Here is a 12561-nt window from a genome sequence, read left to right on the forward strand (position 1 = left end):
CGGTCCGGGCTGGACCGCAACGGCCGGACTATAGCCAAACCCGGCACCAGCCGGAAAGAGGCCGGGCGGCAGGTCTTGCCTGCGCAGGCACGAATTGCCGGGGCGGACCGCGAGACGGCCCGGCGGCGCCAGCGTACCCTGAAGATAAAGCATTGGCGGAACAGGAGCTTATTGCCCGGCGGCACGGTGGCCCCGGGCTTGCAGCGGACCTTGCGTCAGTGAGCCCGAAATGGGCCGAGGAGACCCGACTTGGCTGCGATCTCGCTCCTTCCCGCCGGTGCCCAGACCGGAACGCCCGCCACCGCCCTGGCCGCGGGCGGCGCGACGGCGGATGGTCTATTTCTTGATTTCATGGCGAATTTCGCGGCCTCGCTGAACGCGCCGGAGGCCGCGGCCGAGGCGGGCGGCGCGGCGCCGCAGCTTCCCGCCAATGCCCGGCGCCGCCCCGGCGGCAGCGACGATCCGACCCTCGATGCGGCAGCCGCGGCCGCCCAGGCGGGCCTGATGGCCTCCGCCCTGCAGGCCCAGACGCCCGTTCCGATCCTCTTCGTCGCCGGGCTGGGGAGTTCGCCGGAAACCGCGACCGCGCCGACCGCCGATGCCGGAAAGACCATGGCCGCCTCCGCGGCGACCGGCGACGCGGCCGGCGGCGGAGCGGCGATACAGCCTGCCGGCGGTCCGGATGCCGGCGCCGCAAGCCCCGTCGGGATCCGCCCCGGCGCCACGGGCCCCGGCGGTATGGGACCCGGGGGCGCCGGCCCGGCCGCGGCCGTCAATGCCGCATCGACACCGGGAACCGGCGCTGCGGTTCCGGCCGCCAGTTTCGCCGCCCTGATGGCGGCGCTCGGCGTCGACGAGGCGGCGGCCCCGGCAGACGGGATCGCGCCGCCGTCCGGCGCTTCGGCCAGGGCGGATGCGTCCGCCGCCGCAGGAGACCGACCGGCGCCCTCCGCCGCCCCGGCGGCGGCAGCCTCCACACCGGGCGTGCCGCCCGGCGCGGGACGCATCACCGTTCGCAGCCTCGCCCCGGGTGCCGCCCGGGGCGCAGCGTCCGGCGCTCCGGTCACGGCCGCCAGCCCCGGCGCGGACGGCTCGATTCCCGCCTCCGCGACCGCCGGTTCGGCCTCGGAAGCCGCTGCGCCGTCTCCGCCTGAGGTCGTGGCGCCCGCCGCGACCGGGCCTTCCGGCGCCGCGAAGGGCGGCGGCACGACGGCCGCACGGGAAGCGTCCGGGACGTCCCCCGGCGCGACGTCCATTCCGGCGGACGCCGGGGCGGCGACTGGCAAGACGGCGGCGAAGGCCGCGCATCAGATGGCGGACGGGCTCGAAGCCGGCACCGACCCGGCCGAACAGGGATCGGACGTCAGGGCGGTCGATCCGGCCGCGCCGCAGGCCGCAGGTACCAGGATCGCGGCCGGCCCCGGCCTCGCCGAGCCGGCCGGCCATGCCCACCGGGATGCGGCCGATCGGAACGGCGGCGACCGGGATGCCGACGGATCGGCCATCGATGCCGCCACCAATCCAGGCGACAACTCTGGCGCCAACCCGGGCGCCGCCCCGACCTTCGGTCCCGGAAAGGGTCCGGACGGCCTGCACGACGCGGCCGCGACGGGTCCCGGCGCCGCCGATACCGCCCGCGGCGCGCCGGCCGAGCAGGTCGCCGCGGCCGTGCAAAGCGCCGCCGCCCGCAGCGACAAGCGTCTCGAGATCCGCCTCGATCCGCCGGAGCTCGGCAAGGTCGACATCCGCATGCAGATCGGCAACGACGGCGAGGTTCGCGCCCATCTGGTGGTCGAACGGGCCGAGACGCTCGACATGATGCTGCGCGATCAGCGCGGGCTTGAGCGCAGCCTGGAGCAGAGCGGCATGAAGCTCGCCGACAACGGCGTCAGCTTCTCGCTGCGCCAGGACGGCGGCCAGCCCGGAGGCGACGGCTGGCGCAATCCCTACGGCGCCGATCGCCGGGGCGATGCGGCACAGGCCTCGGACGAGGAGATCGCACTCCCGGCCGCCCTGCCCTATCGCCGGCCGGAGCGGGCCGGCGGCATCGACCTCAGCGTCTGATCCGGCGCCGGCCACCGCCCGGCGCGAGGATCGACCCTTCCGTCAGTCATCGCATGCGGGTGTGGCGGCCCGACCGAAGCCCGCCGGCCTTCGTGGTTCGATCGGGACGGATGGTTCCCGTCCGGCTCGTGAATCCGAACCACCAACTCTTTGATTGCGTGGTCAATTCAATCCGACATTTGCGGGGCGCCGATGTCGGTTTCTGACCGCTAGCGAAGGAAACGCATCATGGCCATTTCCGGCATCGCCACGGCACCCGGCACCAGCAGCAATTCCGCCTCGACCGCGGACCAGACCCGGCTGTCGTCCAACTACACCATGTTCCTGACTCTGCTGACGACTCAGCTCAGGCATCAGGATCCGACCCAGCCGATGGATGCCAACCAGTTCACCCAACAACTGGTTCAGTATTCGTCCATCGAGCAGCAAATCAAGATGAACACCAACCTCGAGGACATGAAGAGCGCCTTGGCCATCGCCAACGCCACGCAACTGGTCAACTATGTCGGCACGACCGTGACGGCGGATTCGAGCAAGACCACGCTGCAGGGCGGCCAGGCCAAGTGGAGCTTCTCCATGCCGAAGGCCGCCTCGGCGACCGTGACCGTGAAGAACGAGGCGGGCGCCGTCGTCTATTCGCAACAGAAGAGCTTCACCAGCGGCGTCCAGGAATTCGTCTGGAACGGCAAGAAGACCGACGGGTCCGCCGCGCCGGACGGCACCTACACGATTTCCTTCGACGCCAAGGATTCCGCCGGCAATGCCGTGAAGCCGAGCGCGGAAGTCACCGGCAAGGTGACGGCGCTCGATTTCACGTCCGGTCAACCCTACCTGCTGATCGACGGCATGAGCATTTCGGTCTGGTCGGTGAAATCGGTAACTGCGGCGAACTGATAGGCCGGCCAAGCCCTTCCGCGACTCGGCAGGGCGGCGATGCCGAAGATGTTCATCTCAATCCAGTCGAAGTGTCGGTCATCGCTTAGCCATATTTTAAGGCGGTCGCGCTTACGCTCTCAATCGATGTGGTCGCATCGAGTGTGTTTGTGAGAGTACGATGACCGATCAGGTTAGACCGCGAGTGAAATACGTCATCGGGCCGGACGGCAGTCCGCTGACGATCGCCGACCTGCCGCCGACCGATACCAAGCGCTGGGTCATCCGCCGCAAGGCCGAAGTGGTCGCTGCGGTGCGCGGCGGGCTCCTCTCGCTTGAGGAGGCGTGTAACCGCTATACTTTGACGGTCGAAGAATTCATCGCCTGGCAGCAGTCGATCGACCGCCACGGGCTGGCGGGTCTGAGGACCACGCGCATCCAGCATTACCGACAGTAGCGATCCTCGCGAACGATGCCGATTCTTCCTGAAGGCCGGGCCCACAGCCCGGCCTTTTTCGTTGGCCTGTCGGCCCGGTCGTCGGCCCGGCCCGTTCCGTTTCCGGGACCTTAATGGCAGGCGGCAAATTTCGCACGGTCGCCGAACCGGCGGTTAACGAAATTGCCGTCATTTGTGCACCGGGCGTACCGCAACGGGACCCTTGTTAACCGGACGTTTACCATCCACTGGGAAATTCTTGCCCAGCGGTTCGGCGTCGGGCCCCCGCGCCCCACACGGGGGATCCGGCGCCGCCGCTGCCCCCTCCGACCTCGGACAAGAACCCCCGTGAACGGCGCCGTCGAGTTCCTCAAGACCCTCGGACCTGCCCGCCTCGCCGCCATGGCGGTGGTCACGGCCCTGCTCGTCGGCTTTTTCGGCTTCATCATCATGCGGGCAACCCAGCCGGTGATGGCGCCGCTCTACTCGGACCTCTCGGTTCAGGATTCCGCCTCGATCGTGAAAGAGCTGGAAGCCGGGGCCGTGCCCTACGAACTGCGCCAGGACGGCGCCCAGATCCTGGTTCCCAAGGAGAATTTGCTGCGGCTGCGCATGAAGCTGGCCGAGAAGGGCATTCCGGCCGGCGGCTCGGTCGGCTACGAGATCTTCGACAAGTCGGACGCGCTCGGCACCACGAGCTTCGTGCAGAACATCAACCATCTGCGCGCCCTGGAAGGCGAACTGGCGCGCACCATCCGGGCCATCGACCGGGTCCAGGCCGCGCGCGTGCATCTGGTCATCCCCGAGCGGCAACTGTTCCAGCGCGAAAAGGCCATGCCATCCGCGTCGATCGTGCTGAAGCTGCGCGGCACGCTCGAAGCCCAGCAGATCCGCTCGATCCAGCACCTGGTCGCCTCGGCGGTCGAGGGGCTGAAGCCGTTCCGCGTCTCGATCGTCGACGAGAAGGGCACCCTGCTTGGCGGCGGTCAGGAGGAAGACCCGCAGGGTACCGTCGCGGCCTCCCTGCAGGAGCGTACCGCCGGCTACGAGCGCCGCATGGAGACCCAGATCGAATCGATCGTCGGCTCGATCGTCGGCCAGGGACGCGCCCGCGTCCGCGTCTCCGCCGAACTCGATTTCAACCGCGTCACCCAGACCTCGGACACCTTCGATCCGAACGGTCAGGTGGTCCGCTCGACCCAGACCAAGGAAGAGAATTCCAGCTCGGCGACCGGCGACAAGGCCGTCTCGGTCGGCAACCAGCTGCCGGGTTCCCAGCAGCAGAACGGGGCCGCCGGCCGCGATGCCACCAACAGCTCCGAGGAACTGGTCAACTACGAGATCTCCAAGACCACGCGGACCGAGGTCCTGGAGGCGGGCCGGATCAAGCGGATCTCGGTCGCCGTGCTGGTCGACGGCGTCTATGCCGCCGGCCAGAACGGCGAGGTCACCTACCAGCCTCGCAGCCAGCAGGATCTCGACCGCATCTCCGCCCTGGTCCGCTCCTCGGTCGGCTTCGACCAGAAGCGCGGCGACCAGGTCGAGGTGGTCAACCTGCGCTTCGCCGAGGCGCCGGCTTCGCTGCCGCTGGAGGCGCAGGCCAAGACCGGCATCATGGCGCTGATCGACTTCACCAAGGACGACATCCTGCGGCTGATCGAGCTCAGCATCCTGTTCCTGATGACCATCCTGGTCCTGCTCTTCGCCGTCCGGCCTCTGATCAAGCGCATGGTCGACCCGACCGCCGCCAATGCCGCCGGAAACGGGGTCGCCGCGCTCGGCGCCTCCGCCACGCTCTCCGGCGAGCCGGGCTCGACCGTGCTGCAAGTCACCCTGCCGGGCCATGTCATCGGTGCGGACGGCAAGCCCGTTCCGGTCAGCGCCGCCGGCACGGTCGGTCCGGACGGCCAGGCCGCCGGCCTGCCGCTGCCCGACAACATGAACCTGCAGAAGCTCGAGCAGGCCAAGGCGCTCGGCGCCATGCATGCCACCTCGATCCAGAAGGTGGGCGAACTGATCGTCGAACATCCGGCCGAAGCCACGGCGCTGATCCGCGGCTGGCTGATGGAGGGCTGACCGCACCATGGCCGCACCCGCTCCCACCGCCGCCCCGCCGCCCGCCACCCTGGCGCAGCGCGCCACCGGCGTCGCCGCGCTCCAGGTCAGCACCAACGAACGCTACCGGGAACTGGCCGGCGCCGAGCGCGCCGCCGTGCTCCTGCTGGCGCTCGGCGAGGAACACGGGCGCGAAGTCTGGAAGCGGCTCGACGAACTGGAGATCCGCCAGATCTCGCAGGCCATGGCCAAGCTCGGCCCGGTCACGCCGGAGATGCTGGAGAACCTCTTCGTCGACTTCGTCACCCGCATCTCGTCGAAGGGCTCGCTGACCGGCAACCTCGATTCGACCGAGCGCATCCTGCTGTCCTTCCTCCCGCCGGACCGGGTCAACCAGATCCTGGAGGAGATCCGCGGGCCGGCCGGCCGCAACATGTGGGAGAAGCTCTCCAACGTGCAGGAGAACGTGCTCGCCAACTACCTGAAGAACGAATACCCGCAGACCGTCGCGCTGGTCCTGTCCAAGATCCGCTCCGACCATGCCGGCCGCGTGCTGGCGATCCTGCCGGAAGAATTCTCGCTCGAAGTCGTCAACCGCATGCTGAAGATGGAGGCGGTGCAGAAGGAGGTGCTCGACAAGGTCGAGCAGACGCTGCGCATCGAGTTCATGTCCAATCTCAGCCACACCTCGCGGCGCGACGCGCACGAACTGATGGCGGAGATCTTCAACTCCTTCGACCGCCAGACCGAAGCCCGCTTCCTGACTGCGCTGGAGGAGGACAACCGCGAGTCGGCCGAGAAGATCAAGGCACTGATGTTCACCTTCGAGGATCTCGGCAAGCTCGACAGCGCCGGCGTCCAGACGCTCCTGCGCAACATCGACAAGGACAAGCTGGCCATCGCGCTCAAGGGTGCCTCTGACAGCCTCAAGAACATCTTCTTCTCCAACATGTCGAGCCGCGCCGCCGGCATGCTCAAGGAAGACATGGAGGCACTCGGCCCGGTCCGCCTGCGCGACGTGGACGAGTCGCAGGCGACCATGGTCAACGTCGCCAAGGATCTCGCGGCGAAGGGCGAGATCATGATCACCAAGTCCAAGGGCGACGACGAACTGATCTACTGAGGACCGGAAAACCAGCATGGCAGCCCCAGCCCGCTTCCTGTTCGACAAGGACTTCGCCGCGCCGCCCGTGCCGCCGAAGCCGGTCGAAGTCGTGCCCGAGCGGCCGACGATCGATCTCGAACTGCATCTGGCCGAAAAGGCGGCTGCCGAGGCGCGCGGCCGCGAGGCGGGGCTTGCCGCCGGCCGCCTCGAAGGCCGGCAGAGCGCCGAGGTGCGCGCCGCCGAGCGTCTGGCGGAAGAGGCCGCCGTGCTGGTCGCCTCGGCGCGCGCGCTCCTGGCCGCCCTCGACGCCGACAGGACGGCACTGGAGAAGCAGGCGATCGATCTGGCGCTCGCCGCCGCCCGCAAGCTCAGCGCCGGGCTGATCGACCGGGAGCCGACCGCGGCCATTCGCGCGGTGCTGGCCGAATGCCTCGGCCCCCTGCGCAAGGCGCCCCATATGGTGTTGCGGCTCGCCCCCGAACATGCCGAGCAGATCCGCGCCGAGGTCGACCGGATCGCGCGGGAGAGCGGCTTCGACGGCCGCATCGTCATCCTGGGCGAGCCGGATGTCCGGCGCGGCGACTGCCGGATCGAATGGGCCGACGGCGGCATCATCCGCGACGGCGCCGCCCTTGAGGCCGAGGTCGACGCCGCGGTCGCACGCTATTTTGCCGCCCGCGACGCCGCGGCGGGGGCCCGGGGACGGGGGGGCCCCCCCCCCCCCCCCCCCCCCCCCCCCCCCCCCCCCCCCCCTCCCCCCCCCCCCCGCGGCGGCGCCCGCCGAGAACGGCGGGAGGACCTGAGCCATGGCCGGCCCGAACGAGGGAATCGCGCTCGACGAGATGGGCAACCCAGCCCGCCAGAGCGCACTCAACGACGAACCGGTGATCGCCCGCAGTGCGGCCGAATTGGAGGCGGTGTTCGACGTCCCGGTCAAGGTCTCGGCCGTGCTCGGACAGGCGCGGATGCAGGTCTCCGACCTGTTGCGGATGACCAGCGGCACGGTGCTGGAACTCGACCGCAAGGTCGGCGAGGCGATCGACATCTACGTCAACAACCGTCTGGTCGCGCGCGGCGAAGTCGTCCTGGTCGAGGACCGGCTCGGCGTGACCATGACCGAAATCATCAAGGGCGAGCGCTGAGTCGCGCGCCGGAGGGCTGAGCCATGAGACTGCTGATCGTCGGAACGCTGGGTGGGCAGCTCGCCGTCGCCTCGCGCATGGCGATGGACCGCGGGGCCTCCGTGGTCCATGCCGACTCGGTGGAAACCGCGCTGAAGACGCTGCGCTCCGGCCGCGGCGCCGATCTGATCATGATCGACGTGGCGCTGAATATCGGCGACCTGATCCGCCGCCTGGAGCAGGAACTGATCCACGTCCCGGTAGTCGCCTGCGGGACGACCACCAATGCCCGGGCGGCCGTCGAGGCGATCCGCGCCGGCGCCAAGGAATATATCCCGCTGCCGCCCGATCCCGAGCTGATCGCCGCCGTTCTGGCCGCGGTCGCCGAGGAGAGCCGGGATCTGATCGTGCGCGACGACGCCATGGCGCGCGTCCTGCGCCTGGCCGACCAGGTCGCCGCCTCGGAGGCCTCGATCCTGATCACCGGCGAGAGCGGCACCGGCAAGGAGGTGCTCGCCCGCCACGTGCATCGCAAGTCGAACCGGGCCGACAAGCCGTTCATTGCGGTCAACTGCGCCGCGATCCCCGAGCAACTGCTGGAAAGCGAGCTGTTCGGCCACGAGAAGGGCGCCTTCACGGGGGCGATCGCGCGCCGCATCGGCAAGTTCGAGGAGGCCGACGGCGGCACGCTGCTGCTCGACGAAATCTCCGAGATGGACCTGCGCCTGCAGGCCAAGCTGCTGCGCGCCATCCAGGAGCGGCTGATCGACCGGGTCGGCGGCGCCCGGCCGGTGCCGGTCAACATCCGCATCCTGGCGACCTCCAACCGCACGCTCGCCGACGAGGTGCGCAAGGGCACGTTCCGCGAGGACCTGCTCTACCGGCTGAACGTCGTCAACCTGAAGATCCCGCCCTTGCGCGAGCGGCCGGCCGACGTGATCGCGCTCGCCGAGCATTTCGCCGAGAAATACGCCAAGGTGAACGGGCTGAAGCCGAAGGCGATCGGCGCGGAGGCGCGCCGGCAGCTGATGCGCGCGCGCTGGCCGGGCAATGTCCGCGAGCTCGAGAACTGCATGCACCGCGCCGTGCTGGTCGCCGCCGGCGACGAGATCGGCCCGGACGCCATCCTGACGCCGGACGGCGAACTGATGGGCGCCCCCGAACGCCCGGACCTCGACCGGACCGTGGCCCGGGCCGCCGAGACCGCCGAGGCGGTGACGCGCGCCCTGGTCGGCCGAACGGTGGCCGATGTCGAGCGCGACCTGATCCTGTCGACGCTCGACCACTGCTTCGGCAATCGCACCCACGCGGCCAACATCCTCGGCATCTCGATCCGCACCATGCGCAACAAGCTCAAGGAATATGCCGAGGAGGGTCATCCGGTGCCCCCGCCCGGCCAGGGCGAGGCGCGCGAGGTCGCCTGAGCGGCGACCGTTGACCGAGACGTCAGCCCGTGACACCACCATCCGGTCGAATCGCGATCGGAGGGGCTGCGGTGAATTTCCACGAGCACGTGCTGTTCCAGGCGAAGACTTGGCCGGAGAAGCCGGCTCTCATCCTGTCAGACCGGATCGTCACCTACGGCATGATGGGCCAAGGCATCCGCGGCGTGGCCCGGAGCCTGTCGGCCGCCGGCATCGGCCGCGGCGACGTGGTCGGCTTCCAGATCGACCTGCCGTCCTGGAACCTGATCCTCTCCTGCGCGCTCGCCCATATCGGCGCGGTCGGCGCCGCCTTCGGCAGCCAGGATCCGATCGATCGGCTCGGCGTTTCCTTCAAGGCCGTGATCGGCCAATCGGACCTGTCGGCGCGGACGCGCCATCGATGCCTGATCATGACCGAGCGCTGGTTCGATCTGGCACCCGAGACGCGGCCGGTTCGTTTCGAGGACGATGCGGTCATCCGCGTCGTCTTCTCCTCCGGCACCACCGGCACGCCGAAGCCGCTGGCCTTCACGGCGCTGTCGTTGCGCGAAAGACTGCAGGTGGTGCGCGTGTCGATCGGCTACCGGGCGGTCGACCGGCTGATGATCCTGGTCGGTCTGTCGACCTGCTACGGGCTGGTCTATGCGCTCGAGGCGCTCTCCTGCGGGGCGAGCCTGGTGCTGCCGCCCGATACCGGTGCGGCCATACGGATGGCCGCCCTCTATGGCGCAGAGGGCATGATCGCCTCTCCGCGTGCGGCGGAATTGATGATCGAGGACCTGCGCCGCGGCCCGACGCCGATGCCGGCCCTGTCGATGGCGGTGATCGGCGGCGGCATGCACAGCCCGGCGCTGGCCGGCGCCGTGATGGCGCATCTGTGCAAGAACGCGGTCTGCGTCTACGGATCGACCGAGACCGGCGCCATCGCCTGGGCGCCGCTCGACCGGCTGCATGTGCCCGGCGCGGTGGGCTTCATCGGCTCCACGGCCGATACTGAGATCGTCGACGACCAGAACCGCCCGGTGGCGACCGGAACCGAAGGGCATGTCCGGACGCGCAGCCGCGCCGACGCGCGCCCCTATGGCGATGCCGATCCGGCAGCGTTCGGCTTCGATGCCGAGGGATGGCATCATCCCGGCGATCTGGCGCGCATCGAAGCCAACGGATTGCTGATCCTGACCGGACGCACCGATCAGTTGATCAACTCCGGCGGCGCCAAGACCGCCCCGGAGACGATCGAGGCCGCCTTCGCGGGGGCACCGGGCATTACCGACATCGCGGTCGTTGCCGTGCCGTCCGGCATCGGCCGGCCGGCCATTGTCGCCCTCGTCGTCGCGGCCGCGGATTATCGCCAGGGCACACTGGCCGACTGGGCGGCCCGCAACATCCGCAGCGCCGCCTTCGACCGCTTCGTGCCGGTCAAGACCATTCCGCGAACCGAGAACGGCAAGATCGCGCGCGGCGAGGTCCGCCAATTGGCGGCGGCCGCGCTTGGGGCCTGACGCGCCGGGGCCACCCGGGGGAAGGGTGCGTTGCCGGGCGCGCCCCCCGCCGGCCGCAGCCGGCGCGAACGCGACATCGGCGCGGCGCCCGGGTCCGCTCGGGGACGCGGGCGGCCTCAAAAGCAAACGCCCGGGACGAGCCCGGGCGCGGCAGGCATCGAAGGACGGCGCTGCCGGGAGACCGAAGACAGTGCCCGGTCCGCCCCGCGCGGATCAGAACTTGTAGGCGACGCCGCCACGCACGGAGACCGATTCCTGCGAGCCCTTGAACTCGTAGCCGCCGATATTGTCGTAGGCATGCGCCTTGCCGCTGCCGAAATCGTAGGCCGAACCCTCCAGGCGGAGCACGATATTGCTGGTCACCGCCTGCTCGATGCCGAGGCCGAGAACCCGCCCGGTGCCGGCTTTGTAGGTCCAGCGCGACCCGACCGGGACCCACGCCATGGTCGTCTTCGCGTCCGAATAGGCGACGCCGGCATTGGCGTAGATCAGTGTCCGGTCGAGCGCCAGGCCGACGCGGCCGCGCAGACTGCCCATCCACTGACCGTCCTGCTCAAGCCTGGCGCCGAACTGGGACAGCTTCTTGGTGGCCGAGCCCTGGATGGTGGCCGCTTCCGCCTCCGCACCGATGAGGACCATCGGCGTGACCAGGAAATTGTAGCCGACATAGCCGCCGAGGCTGACGCCCTTGCCATTGAGGCTTTGCTTGTGCTCGCCCGGCGGCAGGAAGAAGTCCGTCGTCTGGTTCATCCGCCCCGTCTGCGCGGCATAACCGCCGCTGACGCCGCCATAGACACCAGACCAGTTGTAGGGGGTCCCCCCCTGGGCCGCGGCGTTGCCGCAGCTCGCGGCGACCACGGCAATGAATGCGCCCGTCACGACTCGAAACATGATTGCCCCCGAAAAACGATTGCATAATCCATGCTCAAATTCGCAGGCGCGCGCAATTCCGTAGGGGCAACACACTGCGTCTTTTTCGCGCTCCGCCAAAGCAAAACCCCGCCTGAAGGGCGGGGTTTGGACTTGCGGCGACCACAATGCGCGGCGTCTGGCCGCAGGGCGGTCAGAAAATCAGGCGACGCTTTCCGAATAGACATCGTTCTCGTCGGGTTCGCGCAGCACGTAGCCGCGGCCCCACACCGTCTCGATGTAGTTCTTGCCGCCGGTCGCGCTTGCAAGCTTCTTGCGCAGCTTGCAGATGAACACGTCGATGATCTTCAGTTCGGGCTCGTCCATGCCGCCATAGAGATGATTGAGGAACATCTCCTTGGTGAGCGTGGTGCCCTTGCGGAGCGAAAGCAGCTCCAGCATCTGGTATTCCTTGCCGGTCAGATGCACCCGCTGGCTGTTCACCTCGACCGTCTTGGTGTCGAGATTGACGGTCAGTTCGCCGGTCTGGATGATCGACTGGGCGTGGCCCTTGGAACGGCGCACGATGGCATGGATGCGGGCGACCAGCTCGTCCTTGTGGAACGGCTTGGTCATGTAGTCGTCCGCGCCGAAGCCGAGGCCGCGCACCTTGTCCTCGATGCCGGCCAGACCGGAGAGGATCAAAATCGGCGTCTTCACCTTGGAAACGCGCAGCGTCCTGAGGACCTCGTAGCCGGACATGTCCGGAAGGTTGAGATCCAGCAGAATGATATCGTAATCGTACAGTTTGCCGAGATCGATGCCTTCTTCACCCAGATCCGTCGTGTAAACGTTGAAGTTTTCCGACTTCAACATCAATTCGATGCTCTGAGCAGTCGCGCTGTCGTCTTCGATGAGCAGTACGCGCATGCCAATCCCCTCGTGTCGCCTATCCTGGGCTTGGCGCATCGGCCCCCGTTCGACCGCTGCGAAGGAACCTGTGAACCCCGACTCGGTAGCGTACCGGCCAATGGTTAACAAATTTTGATTCGTAGCGGCAAGCGGCGCGCGGGATCAGTGCAGGAAATTTTCGCATGCGCCTGACGGAAAATGTGTTTCCGCGAGATTGTCG

General features: G+C 68.6%; 10 protein-coding genes and 1 pseudogene. 9 read left to right on the top strand and 2 right to left on the bottom strand.

Features of this window, described 5'->3' with window-relative positions; all coding sequences use genetic code 11:
• Positions 1-249: 249 nt before the first annotated feature.
• The 9 genes and pseudogenes from KL771_RS07235 to KL771_RS07275 all read left to right on the top strand — a co-directional run bounded on the left by KL771_RS07235 (position 250) and on the right by KL771_RS07275 (position 10580).
• Positions 250-2064, top strand: a complete 1815-nt coding sequence (locus tag KL771_RS07235; protein ID WP_261967877.1) for a flagellar hook-length control protein FliK — start codon at positions 250-252, stop codon at positions 2062-2064.
• 228 nt (positions 2065-2292) lie between these two features.
• Entirely contained in the window at positions 2293-2958 is a 666-nt protein-coding gene (locus KL771_RS07240) for a flagellar hook assembly protein FlgD (RefSeq protein ID WP_261967878.1), read from the top strand.
• A gap of 160 nt (positions 2959-3118) precedes the next feature.
• Positions 3119-3394, top strand: a complete 276-nt coding sequence (gene sciP / locus KL771_RS07245; protein ID WP_054360580.1) for a CtrA inhibitor SciP — start codon at positions 3119-3121, stop codon at positions 3392-3394.
• Between the two features lie 327 nt (positions 3395-3721).
• The gene (gene fliF, locus KL771_RS07250; protein WP_261967879.1) at positions 3722-5449 is read left to right on the top strand and encodes a flagellar basal-body MS-ring/collar protein FliF; all 1728 of its coding nucleotides are present in this window, start codon (positions 3722-3724) and stop codon (positions 5447-5449) included.
• Positions 5450-5456: 7 nt separating this feature from the next.
• Positions 5457-6551: a flagellar motor switch protein FliG gene (gene fliG, locus KL771_RS07255; RefSeq protein ID WP_261967880.1), complete on the top strand. Its 1095-nt coding sequence runs from the start codon at positions 5457-5459 to the stop codon at positions 6549-6551.
• Between the two features lie 16 nt (positions 6552-6567).
• A pseudogene (locus tag KL771_RS28355) lies at positions 6568-7083 on the top strand (FliH/SctL family protein); the annotation flags it as partial.
• A 292-nt stretch (positions 7084-7375) separates the two neighbouring features.
• Positions 7376-7675 carry a flagellar motor switch protein FliN gene (gene fliN / locus KL771_RS07265; protein WP_244472192.1) on the top strand — a complete coding sequence of 100 codons (300 nt, stop codon included), beginning with the start codon at positions 7376-7378 and terminating at the stop codon, positions 7673-7675.
• A 23-nt stretch (positions 7676-7698) separates the two neighbouring features.
• Positions 7699-9078, top strand: coding sequence for a sigma-54-dependent transcriptional regulator FlbD (gene flbD / locus KL771_RS07270; protein ID WP_261967882.1), 1380 nt, complete (start codon positions 7699-7701; stop codon positions 9076-9078).
• Positions 9079-9149: 71 nt separating this feature from the next.
• Positions 9150-10580, top strand: coding sequence for a class I adenylate-forming enzyme family protein (locus KL771_RS07275; protein WP_261967883.1), 1431 nt, complete (start codon positions 9150-9152; stop codon positions 10578-10580).
• Between the two features lie 213 nt (positions 10581-10793).
• Here the strand turns inward: KL771_RS07275 and KL771_RS07280 are convergent, their stop codons facing one another.
• Both KL771_RS07280 and ctrA read right to left on the bottom strand, forming a co-directional pair.
• Positions 10794-11471, bottom strand: a complete 678-nt coding sequence (locus KL771_RS07280; RefSeq protein WP_261967884.1) for an outer membrane protein — start codon at positions 11469-11471, stop codon at positions 10794-10796.
• Positions 11472-11651: 180 nt separating this feature from the next.
• Positions 11652-12359: a response regulator transcription factor CtrA gene (ctrA, locus tag KL771_RS07285; RefSeq protein WP_054360571.1), complete on the bottom strand. Its 708-nt coding sequence runs from the start codon at positions 12357-12359 to the stop codon at positions 11652-11654.
• Positions 12360-12561: the final 202 nt, after the last annotated feature.

It is taken from the genome of Prosthecodimorpha staleyi (assembly GCF_018729455.1).
Lineage (GTDB): Bacteria > Pseudomonadota > Alphaproteobacteria > Rhizobiales > Ancalomicrobiaceae > Prosthecodimorpha > Prosthecodimorpha staleyi.

Bases quoted from the DNA above. Each gene is read 5' to 3' on its own strand.
- sciP (WP_054360580.1), top strand. From the start codon at position 3,119: ATGACCGATCAGGTTAGACCGCGAGTGAAATACGTCATCGGGCCGGAC.
- fliG (WP_261967880.1), top strand. From the start codon at position 5,457: ATGGCCGCACCCGCTCCCACCGCCGCCCCGCCGCCCGCCACCCTGGCG.
- KL771_RS07240 (WP_261967878.1), top strand. From the start codon at position 2,293: ATGGCCATTTCCGGCATCGCCACGGCACCCGGCACCAGCAGCAATTCC.
- ctrA (WP_054360571.1), bottom strand. From the start codon at position 12,359: ATGCGCGTACTGCTCATCGAAGACGACAGCGCGACTGCTCAGAGCATC.
- flbD (WP_261967882.1), top strand. From the start codon at position 7,699: ATGAGACTGCTGATCGTCGGAACGCTGGGTGGGCAGCTCGCCGTCGCC.
- KL771_RS07280 (WP_261967884.1), bottom strand. From the start codon at position 11,471: ATGTTTCGAGTCGTGACGGGCGCATTCATTGCCGTGGTCGCCGCGAGC.
- fliN (WP_244472192.1), top strand. From the start codon at position 7,376: ATGGGCAACCCAGCCCGCCAGAGCGCACTCAACGACGAACCGGTGATC.